Here is an 18520-nt window from a genome sequence, read left to right on the forward strand (position 1 = left end):
GCGGCGTACTGACGCCGGGAAGGTGCACACCACACACCCTCTGCCGACGCGCGGCCGTTCGGCGGGTTAGCCGAGGGTTAGCCGGTAGCGACCGTCGGGGTGGCTTGTTCTCGGGCAGTGCGGGCCGCTTGCGCAAACGCGGTCGTGCCGGCCAGGGTCGCCAAGAATTGTTCCCATTGCCAGTCGGTGAGGGCGGCGCCGATCTGGGCGGCGTCGTAGCGGTTCCACCAGCCGCCCAGGTCGTCCCAGAGGTAGAGGAACGAGCGAAGCGGTAGCAGCACCGGCTCGCCGTCGTCCAGGCGACGCTGGGCGCCGGGGATGGGGTGCTTCCTCTTCTTGGTTGCGGCCTTCGCGCGCCGCAAGGCTTGGGCGGCGAGGCGTTCCAGGTCAGCGGCGTGAACGGTGGCCTCCAGCTCCCGCACTCGCGCCGCTCCGGCGGCCGCCTGCTGACGGATTCCGGCCGGCTGGGCCTGGTCGGTGGCGAGCTGGTCGAGCTCACTCAGCGCCAGGCGTGCGTTGACCCGTTGCAGTCCTGGATGCACCGGACCGCCGGCAGTGATCGCCTCCAGCTCGGCTGCGGCCTGTACCCGTACCGGCTCGGGCTGGGCCGGGTCGCCGGCGATCGCTTGGAGGCGGCCGGTCTCCTCCAGGCGGGAGTACGCCTTACGGCCGGTGATGAGCAGGGCCGCCTGCTCGCGGGCGTCCCCGCTCGCGGTGGATGGTGCCGCCGAATCGGCGGCACCATCTGACCTGGGATTTTGTCCACCGGCGGTGAACCGGGACGCCTCCTGCCGGCGGGTTGCATCCTCGGCCAACAGCACCTTCAACTCCCGGTAGAGGGCGGCTTGTTCTGTTTGGGTCAACGGTTTGTGCAGCACGTTGTCGTCTTGCTCCGCCAACAGTTGCCCGAGACGGGTGGAGATGCCGGAGCGGACCCACACGTTGACGGTCTTCCACCCCAGCCGTTTGATGGCGGCCAGGCGGCGGACCCCGCAGATCAGCATGCCGTCCGGGGTGATCGTGATTGGCTGCAGCAGCCCTTCCCGGTCGATCGACGCGGTGAGCGGATCGAGATCGCCAAGGTCCTGCCGGTGCCTGTTCCCGGCCCAGATGGAGTCGGTAGCCCGCTCCAGCTCGATGTGCCCGGGCGTGCTACCCATCTCGCTCGCCCCCCAGCGTTCGAGGTGCGGCCAGTGTGACGGCGAGCACGAGGTCGTCATCGCCAAGCAGGATGCGCAGCGGTTCGCCGATCAGCAGCCGTAGCAGCACACCCCGGCCCGCGGCCGTGTGTGCGAGGTCCGGGTCCGGGACGCCGAGGACGACGCGCAGCAGACCAGACCAGGATTCTGTGGTCATATCGAGTAAGACACGGGCCTGCCGGTCCCGCCGTAGTGCCTCGAACGCTGAGGCCCGGGAGGTGGACTCGGTCAGGCGAGCGCACACGTACTCCACCCCGGTGCGGGCGGTCTCGGCCGGCCAGCCCAGCAGCCTCAGCAGGGCGATCGTGTCGTCAATCGCGGAGCCCACACTGGTCGCTCCTTCGCCCGGAGCACGGGGCGGCGCGGCCTCGTCCTCACCGAACGCGTCGGCGGCAGGGTCGGTGTGGAAGGCTGGATGGTAGTCGGGTAGCGGGTTCTCCCGGTCGCTGAAGCGTTCGGCGTCGTGGAAGACCGAATACTGGGGGCGGCGGGCTTGATGGACGGCGCAAAGAAGTCCGTTCGCCCGCTCTTCTGCGATACAGGTGATTTGCACGGCGCGGGTGACCATCGCCCACGGGTCCTCCGCTCGCCGGGTTGAGGGGTTGCGCATCGCGTCGAACGCCGCCGCGGCGGCCTCCCAAGGGTCCAGCCCGTGCTTGCGGGCCAGCGCCGCATACCGGCCGGCCGCGTGCCGCATCAGCGCGGCAGCCTCCGGGTCGTCCCGCCAGGCGCCACTGCCCGCGGCGTGCAGGCGAGTCAGCAGGGCGCGCAGCCCTTCGGAGTCCTCAAACCGCCGGCGCGCCTGGCGCGGGTGGGCCTTGTTGATCATCGGTATGGCACCTCCTAGCCTGCAGGTGCGCGCACCGGCCCCCGTCACCGTGACCGTGCCGGGGGCGGGCATGGTCAGCTCACTGCAGCCCGATGCTGGAGCGGGCGGCACCCTGCGGTGACGTGCTGGTGCGCCCGAACGCGGAGGCCGGTGGCAGCCGGTGCGCCCTCGCGCTGATCACGCGCCGCGTCGTCGTGGCCGCATCCGCCGGCAGTCGGCGGGTGCGGCGGGCAAGTTCGGCGTGGAAGTCGATGCCGCGCCCGGCCACCCGGCTGCCGGCCTGCGCCAGTAGCTCGGAGGGCCGCACCCAGGCCACCCCATGTTGGTTGCTGTGGCGGGCCGGCTGGCCTGTCGCCGGTCGCGCCACGGAGGGGTCGTGGTACCGGGCCAGTGCGGGAACCTGGAGTTTGGCTGTCGCTGCGGCCGCTTCTCCTGCGGGGAGGTCGGCCTGGTGACCCGACTCACCATGCCGGTTTTCGTCGGTATTCATGCGTTGTTCTCCTCGTTCTCGTTGTGCTGCTCGGCGGTTTCTGGTGCGGGGAGGGCCGCGAACCAGCGGCCCACGGTGGAGGGGTGCACGCCGAGTTGCCGGGCGATGGCCTTGTTCGAATGTCCCTGGCCGTGCAGCCGTACCGCGACCTGGCGCGCTCCGGCCGGTCTCTCCGCTTCTCGGATCGACCCGTCCGCTGTCGTCGCCACGCCAGAAATGGCGGGCCTGGTCAGGACGACCGTGAGGTGGGTGATCGCCAGCAGCACCAGCGGGGGCACCGCCGCCACACACGCCGCCAGGGGACCGGGGACGTCCGCATCGGCGGCGGCGATCGCGTGCATGGCGTTGGCCGTCACGGACACCAGTGCACCTGTCGCCAGCAGCAGCCACGGATACCAGGCACCGGGTTGCCCGGCTAGGACGACGATGGCGACGGTGGCGACCACGATGATGCCGTCCACGATCAGCGGCCACGCCCACGCCTCCTGCGCCGCGATCCCCGAGCGGCGGGCCAGGTCGGCCAGAGCGGTGAAGGAGAGCCAGAACGCCCCCGCGGCGATGAACACGGTCCCGGCCACCGCCGTCGCCACCGCCAGTCGGCCGCCGCGACCAGTCGGCGCGATCACGAGAGCAGCCGGTCGGGGGTGACCCGTACCACCCGAGGTGGCGACTCACTCTGCCCGGCGCCCGGCGCCGTAGGAGCGGTGTGGGTTGCGCGGTAGGCGGAGCGGATCGTCGCCGCAATTTCCGGCAGGCCCAGGCCGGCGTGCTCGGCGGCCGGGCCGAGCGCCGCGACAGCGTCCGCAGGGGTCGTGCCGGCTTCCGCAAGACGGCACGCGGCCCAGAACAGGCCCCGGTTCCGCTCACCCTCACCCCGCGCGGCCACCCATCCGGCCAGCCGGCTCGCGTCGATCTCACGGGGACGACCGGCGGTGAACGCGGGGACCACGGGGCGGGGGTCGAGGAAGTGACGCAACCGGGCAGCGTCCACCGGCGCCGGCGTCGTGCCGGAGGCGACGACCAGCGCATATGCGACCCGGGGACCATCCGGCCGGAGACCGGCCGAGGGCGAGGCGATGACGTATCCGCCGGCACCACGGAAGTCCACCTGCACGCCCGCAGCCTGCCAGGACGGTTGCGGCCGTGCCGGGTCGGACGGAAAGTAGACATGCAGGCCACCGGACGGGGTGCGCGCCAGCGCCGCCCACCCGGACAGCAGACCCGCCGCCCGCGCCCGCCGTAGCGCGGCGTATCCGGACCCGGCGGGGTGCACATCCACATCGACAACGTCCACACTTGAGAGCGGCCCGGTCGGGATGCCGATATTCGCGCCCGGCCACCGCCGCCACCACGCCGCCACCTGCCGCGTATCGATGGTCGCGTCGTGGAAGCCGTGCCCGGTCAGCGGGCGCTTCCCGCCCGGCAGACACGGAAACACCGGCACTCCCGCCTGTGCAAACAATCGCGCCGCTTCGGGCAAACGCATCCCGGTTACCTCCGACAGCAGGTCGCCGATCACCATCACAAGCTCCTCGCCGCCGGCTCCGACGGCCGGCGACGCTCCGACTCGGCAACCGGCTCAGCTAAAACGGACTCCCGGCCGGTGCGCTGCGTCGTCGGGGTGTCGCGGACAAGGCCGGGAGGGTCCCCGTTGCCCAGCTGCACGGTAGGCAGGGCGTCGAGGATCGCGGCGGCGGTCTTGCGGACCCGCTCGCCGGTGGCCTGCACCACCTCGACCGGAGTTTTGCCCTCCACGGTGGCGGCCCAGCCGGAGACGTACGGGACCGTGTAGGAGGAGGTGTCCATGCCGTGTGCGGCGCCGACCATCAACGCCACCGAGTCGGCCTCCACCTCCCCGATCCCGCGATGCACAACCGCATCCTCATTGCCCGGCCCGTGCATGCGCACGTGAGCGAGCTCGTGAGCGAGAGTCTTCACCTGCGCCGCCAGGTCCATATTCTCCCGGACCGCGACCGTGCGCGCCAGGTAGTCGGTCAGTCCGTTCGCGCCGCCGATCATGCCCTCGTGCGGCACCCGCAACAGGGCAAACCCTTCCGCCGCCACCAACGCGGCCAGCCCATCCCACAGGCCCTCCGGCGCCTCTCCTTGCAGCAGGTTCGGGCGTGGCGTCTCGGGTAGCACGTCGCCGGTGGTCTGGGACAGATCCCACACGTAGGCGGGCTTCGCACCGACCATGCGGGAGCGGACAGTCTCGCCGGGCCTGGGTTTCTCGAAGCGCCCCAAGCGTCGCCAGGACTGTCCATCCTGTGGGGTGGCCGTGGCGAAGCGGCCGGTGACCGGGGCGAGGATCATGTACCCTGCCTGCCCCGCCGATATCTGACGGCCCAGCGTCTGCCACTGTTTGAAACCCGCCACGTACGACGGCGACGGCTCCGGTACCCGGCCCTTCTCGAATGCGTCCAGATGCTGCGTCCAGATCAGCAGCGTGTTGTTGAACGACCTGGCCCGAAACCGTGCCGCGAACTCCAACGCTCGCTTCCAATCCTCACCCGACACCAGCGCCTCTACCGCGCCAGCCAGCCGCTCATGCAAAACTTCGAGCTTCGCTTCCCGTGCCGTCCGCGACTCTTCGTTCGCCGCCATACCGACCTCCTCCCGGGGCCACTATGAGGCGGTGACCCTTGTGACCATGAGGTGCGTCAGGAAGACCAAAAAGATGCGACGGACGACGTTACAGGTGCGGCAACCGGCAGGCTCCACGATGAACCCGACGTGCACCATCCAGTCGGTCTAACCCGTTCTGCGCCTACAGCGTCGCCGCGGGACCCCCGGGCGGCCGGGCGCCGACGAGACATCTCTATGAGGTGCGACACGGACCTCATCGATTCGCCGCCCGGGCGGCCCGCGGAGCATGGAAATTCATCTCGCCGGATGGCCTCGCGTACAAGGGCCGGGCGCTCAGCACGGGTGTGGTGGTGGGCGAGCGCGTGAGTGGATTCGTGTGCCCGAGCGTGTTCCGGTGCCATCCGGTCTTCTCAACTTCAGTCCCTCCTACTCCTGTGAGGTGCGGTGAACCGGCGCGATCACCGCGCCGGAGTTACCGGACACGAACGGAAGTCAGATCGGCTGCGATCTAGTGCTGAAATACTTCTTGGCCTAAACTCTGGTCCGAGTAGGTGTTGAAGTCTTTCGACTACAGTTCAGTTCCTCGAAAACCGATGCTAAACTGTAGACGTAGTGTTTGCAAGAGGATTTCGTAGGTAGTTTATTTGGAGTCGGAGATGATGACGATAACCGGGTTGCCGGACTTTGCGCGGCGTCTTAATGCGCTTTTCGCGTCGACTCCGGACCCCGAGACGGGGAAACCGTTCACCAATGTGACGGTAGCTGAGGCGCTCAACAGCCAAGGAGTGGGCATCACACACGCGTATTTGGGGCAGTTGCGGAATGGACGAAAGAACGAGCCCAGCGCAAGCCTTGTGGGCGGGCTAGCGCAGTTCTTCAACGTCTCAGCGGAGTACTTCTTCGGCAGGCTCATTCAAGTCGATAGCAGCGAACTGGGTCGCCGGCTGCAGTTCCTCTCAGCCCGGCCCGATGCCAATGTCGATGTTGACGATCTGAGGGCTGTCGTCGTCGCCCACGGTGAGTCATTCGATGGTGAGACCTGGAAGAGTCTGCATAACGGCAGCGCGCCGACGCGCATGCGTCAAGACGTTCTGGAAGCCATCGCCGACTACTTCGACGTTCCCCACGAATACCTCACAGCCCCCAACCGTGACGATCGTGTGGATCTCATTGAAGCGCAGATCGAGCTCATCGACGCGCTGGCAGCCACGGGCAGCACCGGCCTGTCACTGCGCTCGGTCGGACAACCCACCCCCCACACCCTGAGAGCCATCGCCGCAGCGCTGAAAGCGACCCGCGACGACCTCAGCGATGAACATCGACGGGCCTGAGTCGTCAGGCGGCTTATGGGCTTGTCGATCTGAGATTGTCTGCAAACGTTGAGTACTCTCACACGCTGGCCCAAATGGCGACCCTGGTACCGCAGCACAGCGGTGCCTGGTCAAGGTCGGCTTGTCTCAGCGGAACGGGGCGAAAGCTCCAACATCCTCAAGTCACCGGACTGGCCCACCATTGAGCGCGCCATTAGCGATCTCCGCCTCGAACACGGTGTCGATTGGGACGAACTGGCCGCTCGGGTTGCCAGCAAGTCCGGCAAGGCCATCCGGATCCAGGCCCTGGGAGACGAGAACTGGACGAACACCACAGGCGCGCTGAGCAGAATGTCCGACGTTGACCTGATCCTGGTCCGTTACACCGACTCGGCCTTATACCGCACCCACAGCATTCTGCACGAATTCGGCCACATCCTCCTCGCGCATCCAGCCTGCCCTGCAGGCGGCGCCCTGCTTGGAGGTCAAAGCGAGGAACAGGCCGCCGAACGTGTTGCGTATCGGCTCGCTCACGCGCTGTACCGTCCCCGCGATTACGACGACCAACAAGTATTCGGGTGACTCGCATGGCCGAACTCCTCGAGCGAATCGCCACCCTTCTGCTGTGCGCCCTTGTGCTGTTGCGGATCCCTACCGCCATCCGCGACCCTCGGGCACGTCCCTTCTGGTTCGCAACCCTATTCGGAGCCATCGGTATGCTCTTTCGCGGGGCCCTGATCCCGGCGGCCGATATGGACGGCATCCTCGGTGGCCACAACTGGCTGAACCTCCTCCAGAATCTTGCAGCCACCGCAGCATTCTGGTTCGGCGCGCGCACCATTGCGGCACTGGTCAAGGGGCGGACCCCTCACACCTACTTCATCGCACTCGTCGCGGCATCTGTTGCGATCACAGTGCCGTTCGCCTTCATTCGCAAGGGCGATCACACCGACGGACGCGCTTTCATCTTGATGCACATCGACCAGTTCGCGATGTTCGCCTACGTCGTGATCTACATGAGCTGCGTCGGCGCCCTCGCTGCCGTGCTTCTGCTGGGGATCAGACATCGAAGCAGCAGGTTCTACATCCCCTTCCGCATCGGGGCAACCCTGGTTATCCTCGCGTGTGCGGACGAGATCGTCTTCGCCGCCGCCGCGCACTGGCGCCTGTTCCCGCCTGGGGTTTGGCAGTTCATCGATTGGCTGTTCGAGCCATTGTTCTATCCCGGGTTAATGCTAGTCACCCTCGCTTCCTTTCTATTCGCCGCGGCACGCAGTTGGCAGCGTCGCCGCGCACGCCACTTGACATTGATGCTCGATCCCCGAGCGCTACCGCGAGGGCGAGACGACGACGGCGAGTTGGCAACGCTGTATAACACTGTCGTGCGCCTCAGAGACCAGCAAACGGGCACCACGGGTCCCATGTCCACGGCGTTGGGCAAAGCGGAGTCGGTGCTCTCCCATTACCTTGTGCTTCAAGTCCCCAACTTCAGACGCCCTATAACCTATAGGCCACGATGATCGTATCCGTCGTCGTTGCAGCACTCGCGCTCGGGACACTCTGCGTCCTCTACCTCCGCGCATCCGCAGCAAAAGTCGTGCGGGCGCGGCAAGCTGACCCGATTGAAGTTCGCTGGGGCGACGGCCAAGCCGTCTTGCCCGCAAACAATCTGACTCGCGCAAAAGGCAGATATGGCCTGTGGGTTGAAGGCCCGCAGCCCACCGGGCACCTCCTCCTCGGCGACATCATCGACCATGACTCCAAGTCTCAAACTGTTTCCCGAAAACTGTTGGTGCGGACCCGGCTTCCGGAGCACGGCAACGCTGTCGGCCGCTTTACCGGGCAGATCTATCCCGGCCCTGACACCATCGCCCTCGGTCGCCATTCGGAGGTCGCCATTCCCGTTCCAGGTGGCGGCCTATGCCCGGCATGGATCATCAAGCCCACCACCGAGACGTCGGGAACCTGGGCGATACATATCCACGGCTTCGGTACGACCAGGCTGACCGCGCTACGGTCAGTACCGGTGGCCGACCGCCTCGGAATGACATCGATGATCCCATCCTTTCGAGGCGACGGTGACGGACCCACCGTCCCGGGCGGATCATCCAGCCTCGGTGTTGCCGAATGGCACGACATCGAGGCAGCAATCGATCTCGCCGCAAGAAACGGGGCCGACAACATCGTGTTGTTCGCGTGGTCCATGGGCGCAACAATCGCCTTCGAACTCGCCGCGCGCAGCACTCACCGCACAATGATCCGCGCCATCATCGCCATAGCCCCGGTCACCGACTGGCGCACAGTCATCCGTTTCGGCGCCCAGCGAGCCGGTATGCCGGCCCTCCTCGGCACCTTTACAGCTTGGGGGCTGGATCGGGTGTTCATTCAGCGCACCTTGAGAATACGGGCTCGGATCAACCTCAGGGTCCTGCGACAGGACGCCGATGACGCCGCCGACCGCATACCGATACTGATTATTCATTCGCGGCAAGATCCACGCGTACCCTTCGAGACATCGAAGCGATTCGCGCACGCGCATCCCGCATTCGTCCGGCTGGAAACCTTTGACAACGTCGGGCACGCCTGGGAGTGCAACGCTTCGCCTGATCGGTTCACGAACGTGATCTTGAAGTGGTTCGCAAACCAACAGACCTCCCCCTGATGGCGGTTCGTGCCCACTTCATGCAACGCCGGTATTTCCGCCCATCAGGTGCAATCTGTCACATATGTGAGGCGGATTCAGCCGGTCGTTGCAACGAGCTGAGTGAATTGCTCTGATGGTGTCATCCAGCCGAGGGTTTGTCGAGGGCGTTCGTTGAGGAGTCGGGCAACTTCGGCCAGCTCGTCCTCAGTTCAGCCCGCGCGGAGTGCCCGATCCCAGGTCGTGTCATCCATCGCGACCATCTCACGTGTGTTGGGGTTCTTTTGTTCCACGGGCTCCTTTTTCTGTGATCGGCTTTCGGGGTTCGCCAAATGATTAGTGCGTGTGCTTCATCAGCCGGGAGAAGAATCCGTCACGCTCAGGTTCCGTGGTCGGGTCACCGTCGTGCGCGGTGACGACCTGGACGCCTTTCCAGAACGCAACGTGGTCGCGGATCCCGGCGGCGGCCGGGCTTGGGTGCGGGTAGTACCAGGCGGCATCACGATTGGTCTTGCCATCCACGGTCACGGTGTAATAGCTCGCGGTTCCCTTCCACGGGCACACCGAGCTGAGTTCACTGTTCTGGAAGTATTCCTGGTTTACCGATGTGGGTGGGAAGTACTGGTTTCCTTCGACCTCGACCGTCTGATCCGATTCGGCCAGGACAGCGCCATGCCAGATTGCACGGTACATGATTGTCTTCCTTTCGTTGGGGTTGTGGCCACCTGTTCAGGCGGGACGGTTCCGGAGGACCCATACGGCAACGAGACCGACCAGATATGACACCCGGTGGGTAGCGGTGGAAATTGCGGACTCAAATCGGTGGATATCGGCCCACCAGATTCCCGGGGACTTACGGACCCGGCGGTCGTTACCGGTGTGGATCGTGTCGGTGGTCTTGGTCACGAGGTTCTCCTGGCGATCACGCCGAGCCCGGTGAGGTCGAGGATGGTGATGCGTCCGCGGGCCTGCCTGATGAGGTTCTGGGTGGCGAAGTCGACCATGACTTTGCTGGTGGCTTCTCGGGTTGCCCCCAGCAGTCCGGCGAGTTGTTCATGGGTGAGAGAGATGACGGGGCCATGGCCGAATCGTGCCGGGGGGGCTGTGCGGGCGAGTTTGACCAGGGTGCTGGCGGTGCGTGCGGGTAGGGGTCGTAGTGCCAGGTCGGTCAGGCGTTCTTCGAGACGGGCGATTTCCTCGCCGAGGAGCCGGGCGACGCGGGTGGCGATGCGCGGGTCTGAAAGGAAGTATCGTTCGACGTCGGCGGCGTTCAGCCGGCAGATGGTGGATTCTTCGATCGCTTCGGCGTAGTTGTCATACATCCGTTGGCCCAGTTGCAGCATCTCACCGAACACGGAGCCGGCTTCCAGGATGGCCATGGTCAACGCTTTGCCGTCTTCGGTGACCCGGAAGATGCGCACCCGCCCGGATTTGAGGATGAAGAGCGCGTTCACGGGTTGAGATTGGCTGAACACGAGTTCCCCGGCCCGGTAGTGGGTGGCGGGGATCATCAGGTTCATGGCGTCGATTTCGTCGGCGCTGAGGTCGGCGAACAGGTCGACCTCGCGGAGGCAGCTGAACGGGTCGCCTGGTGTGGGCTGCAGTGGGGCCTCCTCCCGTTTCTCGGGCGACCAAGCCGGCCGGGGGCCAGACAGGGCCGCAGTGATCTCGCTGCTGCAGCTTTCCGCCACACGCGCGAGTGCAACAGTGCCGGTGCGTTCAGGATAGGGCCTGGATACTCGGACGTCCTGTGTCATCCGCACTTCACCTCCACTTCGTGTGCTCGGCCGATCGTGCTTGAACGGTACGGCGTCATCCGGTCACGGTTCAGCGATCTGGGACACAGAAGCCGCGGAGAGAATCCGGCAGGATAAGACTGTTGTCGTGGGACAGATGATGAGGGAGAACGGCAGGATCACATTCCCAGTCGAGGTAGATGCCAAAGCCCGGTGCTGCCCGTACTGACACATTATCGCTACACACCATCGGGGCCTCACTTAGGAAAGGAAGACGCATGACTCGCATCCCCACTCACACCGTTGCCGACGCACCGGAGAAGTCGCGGGAGATCGTGGCGAAGTTCGAGAAGCGGATGGGTAGGCTGATGAACATCCACGCCGGCATGGCGGATTCGCCGGCCGTCATCGCGGCATATGACGGAATCCAGACGGCCATCGGCCGGCTCGGAACCTTCGACCCGCGAACCAGAGAGACGATCGCGTTGGCGGTGGGTAACGAAGACGGCTGCGATTACTGCCAGGCGGCACACACGGTCTCGGCGAAGCGCGCCGGGCTCAGCGAGGATGAGACCATTGCGATCCGGGCCGACCGGATCGATTTCGATGCTCGTCTGGCCGGCATCGCGGCCCTCGCCCGTGAAGCTGCCCGCAATACCGGATCTGTTTCCGAAGCGACCTGGCAGGAGGCATTAGCCGCGGGGTGGAGCGAGGCAGATCTCAGCGAGGCCTTCGTTCACGTCGCCGCAAATCTTTTCACCAACTATTTCAACCACTATGCCGGCACCGAACTCGATGTTCCGCCGGCGCCGGCTCTCCCGGAGAGTTGACAAGGGAGTGACTATGCAAGCGACTCCGTCGTTTCACGCTCACCGAGGCGTTCTCGCGGTGATGGCCGCGTTGGAGCTGCAGACGCGCCCGGTGCGCCCGGATACCCGGGCGGCATTGGAGCGGCGTTGGGCCGAGTTGCCAGAGCATGTGAAGACGCCTAACCAACTCCTGGGCCGGTGCGCACTCGGCTGCGAGGGCACGCACGGGGTGTTCCCCAAATGCAATCTGACGTGTTCTCCCTGTTACCACTCGGCAGATGCGAACAAGGTTCGCATCGATGGGGCACACACCCTGACCGAAGTCGCCGCGCAGATGGCATTCCTGAAACAGATTCGCGGACCCCGCGCGCACGCCCAGCTGATCGGCGGCGAGGTCAGTCTCCTCCCTCCGGAAGATCACGCTGCCGCACTGCTGGCCATGCGAGCCCAAGGGCGTGAACCGATGTCGATGACACACGGCGACTTCGACTACCAATATTTGCTTGACGTCGTTCTCGGACCTGATGGGGTTCCCCGGTTTGACAAGGTCTCCTTCGCGGGCCACTTCGATTCCCTTATGCGAGGCCGCAAAGGTGCCGTGCGCCCGCGCAACGAGGCAGAGTTGAATCCGTTCCGGGAAGCGTTCGCGGACATGTTTCTCGGCCTGAAACGCGAACACGGTGTGAGCTCCTATATTGCCCACAACATGACCGTCACACCGTCAAACCTTGATGAAATCGGTCAGGTCACCCGTGATGTGCTGGAGATGCCGTACGACATGATGTCGTTTCAACCGGCGGCGTTCATCGGCGATGACCGGCGGTGGAAGGAAAACTTTGACGAGGTCACCATCGACGGCGTGTGGGAACGCATCGAGGAGGGTGTCGGGCAGAAGCTGCCGTGGCAAGCGACGCAGTTCGGTGACCCGCGCTGCAACCGGTCAACGGTCGGGTTGCGTGTGGACGGAACCTTCGCTGCCCTGCTCGACCCAGGCGATGCGAAAGACTTGGCCGCCCGAGATCGGTTCTTGAACCATTTCGGCGGCATGATCTTCGGCGACGTGCCCAAGTTGATCCTCGCTGTCAAGGTTGCTCGCGCGCTGGCCGGCCACCCCGGGGACATCGCGCCCCTCCTGGGCCTGGCGCGACGGGTGATCCGTCGCGCCGGCGGAGTCCGCCGGCTTGTCCGCGCACTGAAAGCCGGACGGGTCGGCTTCAAAACGTTTGTGGTGCACAACTTCATGGACGCGGCCGTCGTGGCGCCGGCCTGGGCTCTGATGAAGCAGGGAGTGGTCAGCGACGACCCGGCGCTGAACGAGACCCAGGAACGGCTGGGATCGTGCATGTACGCGATGAGCCACCCGGAGACGGGCGAACTTATTCCAGCCTGTGTGCAGCACTCCGTGCTTGACCCGGTCGAGAACGTGGGACTTCGGCGTATTCTCCCGCTGACACCCTCGACAACAGCTGTCCACGCCCGCCCGGTGGGACTCACCCCGATCCGCCGCACCGGCAGCCACCGATGAGACGCGGTGCAGTGAGCCACAGTGCCAAAGCGAGTCGCCGCCGAGCTTTGACGACGGCCGCCATCGTGACGAGCGCGGTCTTGGGGCTTGCCGCATGCTCTGCCCCCAGCCCTTCGACGAGCTCCTTCACCTCGTGGAGTCAGGTACAGTCCGCCGCCAAAGGCGAAACCGTCAACCTGTGGATGTATGGTGGCGACCTGCAGGGCAACAGTTATGTCGACAACTATTTGATCCCTGCCGCGGCCAAAGACGGGGTAACCCTGAAACGGGTGTCGGTCGCCGATACCAAAGATGCGCTGAACCGCATCCTGTCCGAGAAACAGGCCGGCGTCACGCACGGTTCCGTCGATCTGGTGTGGGTCAACGGAAGCAACTTCGGCACCGGCAAGCAAGCCGACGCCTGGAAATGCAACTGGACCGCCCTGCTTCCCAACATGAAATACACCGATGCCCACGATCCACTCCTGAAAGATGACTTCGGGACCCCGGTTAGCGGGTGTGAGGCGCCGTGGCACAAGGCCCAGTTCTCGCTCGCCTACAATGCCGCCGTTGTCAAGGATCCGCCGCACTCGTTCGCGGGGCTTGCCCGGTGGATCACCGCGCATCCCGGCCGATTCACCTACCCTGCCCCGCCGGATTTCACCGGCTCCGTATTCGTGCGCGAAATGCTCTACAGCGTCTCGGGTGGTTACCGGAATGTTCCGCTCCAGTTCAGCCAAAAAGCCTACGACACGCTCACCCCGGCGCTGTACAAGGAACTGAACTCCCTGAAGTCGTCGCTGTGGAAGAACGGGATCACCTACCCCAAGGATTCCGATGCGCTCAACCAGTTGTATGCGGACAAACAGGTCGACTTCACCATGACGTACGGGCCCGCAACGCTGACCGACCTGGTGGCGAAGGGCACATACCCGCCAGACACCAAGGTGGCAACCTTCGATGAAGGCACGGTCGGCAACGCCAGCTTCCTGGCAATCCCCTCCACCTCCGGTGCCAGCGCCGGAGCGATGGTCGTCGCCAATCTCGCCCTGTCGCCCGCGCAGCAGGCGCTCAGCGCGGATCCGAAGATCTGGGGCCAGTTCACCGTCCTCGACCTGAGTAAACTGTCGGCCAGCGACCGGGCGAAGTTCCAGAAACTCCCCATCTCGCCGGTTGTCCCGAGGTACGACATTCTCTCGAAGAACGCGAACCCGGAGCTTTCCGCCGGCTGGGTTCCCGCGATCGATGACGGTTGGCGCAAGAACGTGTTGTCCCCATAGTGACCGAAGCGACCGTGGTAAGACGCGTCGGGCGACGGAGACGTGACCGTGCCCATGCGGCCCTGCTCGTTCTTCCGGCGCTCGTCCTCGTCGGCGTCGTCGTCGTGGGGAGCCTGGGGATGCTGGTAGCGCAAAGCGCCGGATTGTTGCCGTTCGTCGGGGAACCTCGGCTATCCGCGGACGCCTACCTCGCGAACACCGCGGAGCTTCCCTTGGCAATCGGAATATCCCTCCTCCTGTCGGCCGCGGGAACTTTTCTCGCGGTCGTCGTCGGGTTCACGGCGGCGGTTGTCATCCTGCAGGGTCGCTGGTGTGGAAGGCTGGTGGAGTGGGTCAGCGCCCTGACGATCCCGGTTCCGCATCTGGTCGGTGCCGCCACGATGGGGCTCCTGCTCAGTGACGGAGGATTCCTGGCTCGTCTCTTCCATGTTCCGGGCACGCAGTGGCCTGCCTTCGTCGGCGGCCCCTGGTGGAGCGCGACGATCCTCGAGTATGGGTGGAAGGAGTCCGCGTTCGTCGCACTCATCGTCGTGGGGACCCTGGCCGGCAGGGTGAACCATTACGACGAGACGGCTGCGCTGCTGGGCGCCGGCCGTGTCTCCCGGCTGCGCCATGTCCTTCTGCCGTTGGCGACACCGGCGCTGGCAGTTTCAGCCGTCATCGTCTTCGTGTACACGCTCGGTTCTTATGAGGTGGCCTGGCTTCTGGGTCGTGCCTACCCCGAACCGCTGCCGGTTATGGCCGTGCGGTTGTACAACTCGGTCACACTCACCTCTCGGCCGGAGGCGGCGGCGATCGCGGTCATCACCGTGATTCTGTCTGCGATCACGGTGCTGACCGTGTTCGGACTGCTGAAGAGGATGCGATTGTGGCGATAACTCTTCCCTCCCAGCGTGAGCGTGACACGCGCCGGTCGCCGCGGCTTTCCGGCCCTGGCCTGATTCGCCCGCGTGGGTTCGGCCGGGTGGGACGAGTCACCCTCACGGTGGGCCTGGGCTGCTGGTTCATGCTTCCGCTTGTTCCCCTCGTGCTGTGGGTTTTTGCCGACCGATGGTCGTTTCCGGATATTCTGCCGACACGGTGGGGCGGCACCGGTGTCATGGCGGCGATCAGTCAGGGTGCGGGAGAGGCGTTCCTCACCTCTGTGGGCTTGGGTTGTGCCGTAGCGCTCATCGCCACCCCGCTGGGTGCGATGGCTGCGCGTGCGATCGCCGTGCACCGGATCCGCGGCTCCGGTTGGTTGACCGTTCTCCTGTTCGCCCCCATCGCGTTGCCCGCGTTCGCCGTCGCGCTGGGTCTCAACGTGCTGCTGCTCCGGCTCCACACGCCCAGCGTCGTCGGCGTCGTTGTGGTGCTGGTTGTTTATGCCCTTCCCTATACGACGTTCACGATGCGTGCCGCCTACAGCGTTTACGACACGGACGTTGAGGACGAGGCACAGTTGTTAGGTGCCTCGAGGAGGCAGGTCGTCAGGCGCATCCACCTTCCGTTGATCGCGCCGGCGCTGGCGCGTGCCGCCTTCCTCGGTTTCCTGGTGGGCTGGAGTGATTATCTCGTGACTCTCTTGATCGGCGGCGGCCAATTGGTGAGCGTTCCCATCCTGGTGGCGTCCTCCGCAGCGGGAACCGGCAACACCTCCGTGACGGCTGTCCTGTCTGCGGCGGCAATCCTGCCGCCGCTGGTGCTCCTGGCCGTTCTGGAGCGCCCAGGGCGCCATCGAACCGGAGGAGGATCATGAGTGCCGCAGTCTGTTTGGAGGGGATCTCCAAGTCATTTTCACGCGGTGGAGCTCCGGCCGTGGACAACGTGTCGCTGCACGTCGAGGGTGGCCAGTGTGTTGCCGTGCTGGGTCCGTCTGGGTCGGGTAAGAGCACCCTTCTCCGACTGGTATCCGGCCTGGAAGTACCCGACAGCGGGCGTGTCACGGTGGCCGGGCAGGATGTCACGCATGTGGTCCCCGAGAAACGGGGCATGGCCATGGTGTCGCAGCGACCGCTCCTGTTTCCGCATCTGAATGTCATTGACAATATTTCATTCGCCGCGGTGGTCCGCGGGGCGCGACGGCGTGCGGCGCGGGCGGATGCGGCCCAGTTTCTGCACATGGTGCAGCTGGACGACTTTGCCGGCCGATTTGCCCACGAGCTCTCCGGCGGTCAGGCACAACGGGTGGCGCTGGCTCGAGCGTTAGCGGCCCGCCCGTCGGTGCTTCTCCTCGATGAACCGTTCAGCGCCCTCGATGTGGAGTTGCGGCTTGAGATGCACACCCTGCTGCGCGATGTGCGAAAACTCGTGAAGTCGACCGTGCTCCTGGTCACCCACGATCGAGACGATGCCGCGTCCCTCGCCGACACGATCGTCCTGGTCAGCGGCGGCCGGCTCGTGCAGCACGGCACCGTCGAAGACCTGTATCGGCGCCCCGTCTCGCTGGAGGCGAGCCGCCTCATGGGCGGTAAGAACGAAATCCGCGGCACGATCGTGGCAGGGGTTCATTACTCTGCCTGGGGTGCATTCCCGGTTCCGGGCGGCACACCGGGCGCGGACGGCAAGGGCACCATCGTTGTGCGCCAGGAGAGCGTCGAGATCATCACGGACGGGACCGGGGGCACCGAAGCCACCGTCAGCGACGTGCGTCCGGTGGGGGCCCGGCAGCTGGTGACAGTCCAGATCGCACAGGCCACTCTGCACGCGGAGACGACAGCATTTCGTGCCGTCCGTTCAGGGGACCTGGTTCATGTGCGGATCCCACCCGATGAGATCGCTCTGGTCGATCGGGCGGAATCCCCATTGGGCGAGCAGTCCGCACTGGAGGTCCAGAATGCGTGAAAGGGGTCGGCGATGGTCCGGCCGATCTGTGCTCTGGCGGCTTGTCGCCCTGATCGTCTTTGTGATTGCGGCGACCCTGATCGGGGTGTTCGTGCCGCTGCCGGCAGTGAATACTCTTCGTTCCGCAGTCACCTCCGCAGGCCTGCTGGGGGCGATCGGATTCGTACTCGGTTACGCGCTCACGACACTCGCGCCCGTCCCGAAGGCTGTTCTGAGCATCCTCGCCGGACTGATCTGGGGGTTCTGGGTCGGCGCGATCACGGTCTACATCGGTGCCCTCCTGGGCGCTGCTTGCGCGTTCTTTCTCGGCCGGTGGCTGGGCCGGGAAGCAATCGAACGATTCACCGGCACCCGGGTGGCGCGTGTCGACGACCTGTTGCGCCGCCGCGGCTTCCTCGCCGTGCTTGGGGCGCGGCTGGTACCGGTGATCCCGTTCACCGCCATCAACTACGTCGCGGGCCTGACCGCCGTCCGCCGCCGCGACTACGCCCTGGGTACTGCCGTGGGCATCATCCCCGGCGACATGGCCTATGTGGCAATCGGTGCCTATGGGTTGCAGCTCGGCTGGGAATTCTGGATCGCCGTCGGTGGCTTGGGGGCGCTGACGATCGGTGGAGCGCTCGTCGGCATCCGCGCCCGACGGCGGTCCGAAACGGCCACCATCCAGGAAACGAGCGATGACCATGTTTGACTCCACACTGCGTCGCCGCCTGGATCGCCCGCTGACCGCAATGGCCAGGGCGCTTGACCGGCCATGGATCACCCCGAACCGGCTGACGATGCTCGGGCTTGCGGCAGGTGTTGCCAGCGCCGTATCCGCAGGCTTCCAGCTTTGGCTGATCGCGGCGATCCTCTGGCTTGGTTCGCGCCTGGCCGATGGGTTCGATGGTGCACTGGCTCGAGTGCGTCGAAAGCAGGGACGGCTCCCGGAATCAGGAGCCGGCGGCTTTCTGGACATCACCTCCGACTTCGTCGTGTACGGCGCGACCGTCTTCGGAGTCGGCATCGGAACAGGCGTTGAGTTCGGCTCCCCGTGGTGGCCCTTCTTCGCCGTCCTCGTGGCTTACTACGTCAACGGGGGTGCGTTCCTCGCGTTCTCGTCTATCGCGGAAAAGACCGGCAGAACCATCGATGACGGGCGGTCGCTTTCGTTCTTCGGCCGGGTCGCGGAAGCAACCGAGACCATCATCATCCACACCGTATGGTTGCTCCTACCGTCGGTTGCCTGGATGATCGCGATCGTCTGGGCGGTTTTCGTCGGCGTCAGCGCGACCCAGCGGATTATTGCCGGGTATCGGGCACTGGCCTGAGAC

The 18520-nt window shown here is 65.4% G+C and carries 20 protein-coding genes; 12 read left to right on the plus strand and 8 right to left on the minus strand.

The window, feature by feature from the left end:
- Positions 1–77: 77 nt before the first annotated feature.
- The 6 genes from QU604_RS08980 to QU604_RS09005 all read right to left on the minus strand — a co-directional run bounded on the left by QU604_RS08980 (position 78) and on the right by QU604_RS09005 (position 5122).
- Positions 78–1160 carry a ParB N-terminal domain-containing protein gene (locus QU604_RS08980; RefSeq protein ID WP_308468462.1) on the minus strand — a complete coding sequence of 361 codons (1083 nt, stop codon included), beginning with the start codon at positions 1158–1160 and terminating at the stop codon, positions 78–80.
- Positions 1153–2028 carry a hypothetical protein gene (locus tag QU604_RS08985; RefSeq protein ID WP_308468463.1) on the minus strand — a complete coding sequence of 292 codons (876 nt, stop codon included), beginning with the start codon at positions 2026–2028 and terminating at the stop codon, positions 1153–1155. The genes QU604_RS08980 and QU604_RS08985 overlap by 8 nt, the downstream gene beginning before the upstream one ends.
- Before the next feature lie 79 nt (positions 2029–2107).
- Complete coding sequence (locus QU604_RS08990; RefSeq protein ID WP_308468464.1) at positions 2108–2518, minus strand: hypothetical protein; 411 nt, start codon at positions 2516–2518, stop codon at positions 2108–2110.
- The gene (locus tag QU604_RS08995; protein WP_457852547.1) at positions 2515–3108 is read right to left on the minus strand and encodes a DUF2637 domain-containing protein; all 594 of its coding nucleotides are present in this window, start codon (positions 3106–3108) and stop codon (positions 2515–2517) included. Before QU604_RS08995 ends, QU604_RS08990 begins: the two co-directional genes overlap by 4 nt.
- Positions 3109–3140: 32 nt before the next feature.
- A complete protein-coding gene (locus tag QU604_RS09000; protein ID WP_308468884.1) occupies positions 3141–4040 on the minus strand; it encodes a bifunctional DNA primase/polymerase in 900 nt (299 codons plus the stop codon).
- Positions 4040–5122, minus strand: a complete 1083-nt coding sequence (locus QU604_RS09005) for an ArdC-like ssDNA-binding domain-containing protein (protein ID WP_308468466.1) — start codon at positions 5120–5122, stop codon at positions 4040–4042. Before QU604_RS09005 ends, QU604_RS09000 begins: the two co-directional genes overlap by 1 nt.
- Before the next feature lie 638 nt (positions 5123–5760).
- On the opposite strand from QU604_RS09005, the gene QU604_RS09010 reads away from it, so the two are divergent.
- From QU604_RS09010 to QU604_RS09025, 4 genes are read left to right on the plus strand one after another with little or no spacing between them, the layout of a single operon-like run.
- Entirely contained in the window at positions 5761–6435 is a 675-nt protein-coding gene (locus tag QU604_RS09010; RefSeq protein WP_308468467.1) for a helix-turn-helix domain-containing protein, read from the plus strand.
- Positions 6436–6483: 48 nt separating this feature from the next.
- Positions 6484–6996: a hypothetical protein gene (locus tag QU604_RS09015; RefSeq protein WP_308468468.1), complete on the plus strand. Its 513-nt coding sequence runs from the start codon at positions 6484–6486 to the stop codon at positions 6994–6996.
- Between the two features lie 5 nt (positions 6997–7001).
- Entirely contained in the window at positions 7002–7934 is a 933-nt protein-coding gene (locus tag QU604_RS09020; RefSeq protein WP_308468469.1) for a hypothetical protein, read from the plus strand.
- Positions 7931–9076, plus strand: a complete 1146-nt coding sequence (locus tag QU604_RS09025; protein WP_308468470.1) for an alpha/beta hydrolase family protein — start codon at positions 7931–7933, stop codon at positions 9074–9076. Before QU604_RS09020 ends, QU604_RS09025 begins: the two co-directional genes overlap by 4 nt.
- A 315-nt stretch (positions 9077–9391) precedes the next feature.
- Here the strand turns inward: QU604_RS09025 and QU604_RS09030 are convergent, their stop codons facing one another.
- Both QU604_RS09030 and QU604_RS09035 read right to left on the minus strand, forming a co-directional pair.
- Positions 9392–9748 carry a DUF427 domain-containing protein gene (locus QU604_RS09030; protein WP_308468471.1) on the minus strand — a complete coding sequence of 119 codons (357 nt, stop codon included), beginning with the start codon at positions 9746–9748 and terminating at the stop codon, positions 9392–9394.
- A 209-nt stretch (positions 9749–9957) separates the two neighbouring features.
- Positions 9958–10812 carry a Crp/Fnr family transcriptional regulator gene (locus tag QU604_RS09035; protein WP_308468472.1) on the minus strand — a complete coding sequence of 285 codons (855 nt, stop codon included), beginning with the start codon at positions 10810–10812 and terminating at the stop codon, positions 9958–9960.
- Between the two features lie 257 nt (positions 10813–11069).
- Here QU604_RS09035 and QU604_RS09040 point away from each other — a divergent pair, with 257 nt between their 5' ends.
- The 8 genes from QU604_RS09040 to QU604_RS09075 are packed head-to-tail and all read left to right on the plus strand — an operon-like array spanning position 11070 to position 18517.
- Positions 11070–11621, plus strand: coding sequence for a carboxymuconolactone decarboxylase family protein (locus QU604_RS09040; protein ID WP_308468473.1), 552 nt, complete (start codon positions 11070–11072; stop codon positions 11619–11621).
- Positions 11622–11634: 13 nt separating this feature from the next.
- The gene (locus tag QU604_RS09045; protein WP_308468474.1) at positions 11635–13125 is read left to right on the plus strand and encodes a hypothetical protein; all 1491 of its coding nucleotides are present in this window, start codon (positions 11635–11637) and stop codon (positions 13123–13125) included.
- Positions 13126–13136: 11 nt separating this feature from the next.
- Positions 13137–14384 carry an ABC transporter substrate-binding protein gene (locus QU604_RS09050; RefSeq protein WP_308468475.1) on the plus strand — a complete coding sequence of 416 codons (1248 nt, stop codon included), beginning with the start codon at positions 13137–13139 and terminating at the stop codon, positions 14382–14384.
- Entirely contained in the window at positions 14384–15262 is an 879-nt protein-coding gene (locus QU604_RS09055) for an ABC transporter permease (protein WP_308468476.1), read from the plus strand. Before QU604_RS09050 ends, QU604_RS09055 begins: the two co-directional genes overlap by 1 nt.
- Complete coding sequence (locus QU604_RS09060) at positions 15253–16122, plus strand: ABC transporter permease (RefSeq protein WP_308468477.1); 870 nt, start codon at positions 15253–15255, stop codon at positions 16120–16122. The genes QU604_RS09055 and QU604_RS09060 overlap by 10 nt, the downstream gene beginning before the upstream one ends.
- Positions 16119–17207, plus strand: a complete 1089-nt coding sequence (locus tag QU604_RS09065; RefSeq protein WP_308468478.1) for an ABC transporter ATP-binding protein — start codon at positions 16119–16121, stop codon at positions 17205–17207. Before QU604_RS09060 ends, QU604_RS09065 begins: the two co-directional genes overlap by 4 nt.
- Positions 17200–17898: a TVP38/TMEM64 family protein gene (locus QU604_RS09070; RefSeq protein WP_308468479.1), complete on the plus strand. Its 699-nt coding sequence runs from the start codon at positions 17200–17202 to the stop codon at positions 17896–17898. The genes QU604_RS09065 and QU604_RS09070 overlap by 8 nt, the downstream gene beginning before the upstream one ends.
- A complete protein-coding gene (locus QU604_RS09075) occupies positions 17885–18517 on the plus strand; it encodes a CDP-alcohol phosphatidyltransferase family protein (RefSeq protein WP_308468480.1) in 633 nt (210 codons plus the stop codon). The genes QU604_RS09070 and QU604_RS09075 overlap by 14 nt, the downstream gene beginning before the upstream one ends.
- The last annotated feature ends 3 nt before the right edge of the window (positions 18518–18520 follow it).

The sequence above is a fragment of the Rathayibacter sp. SW19 genome (assembly GCF_030866825.1).
Taxonomy (GTDB): domain Bacteria; phylum Actinomycetota; class Actinomycetes; order Actinomycetales; family Microbacteriaceae; genus Rathayibacter_A; species Rathayibacter_A soli.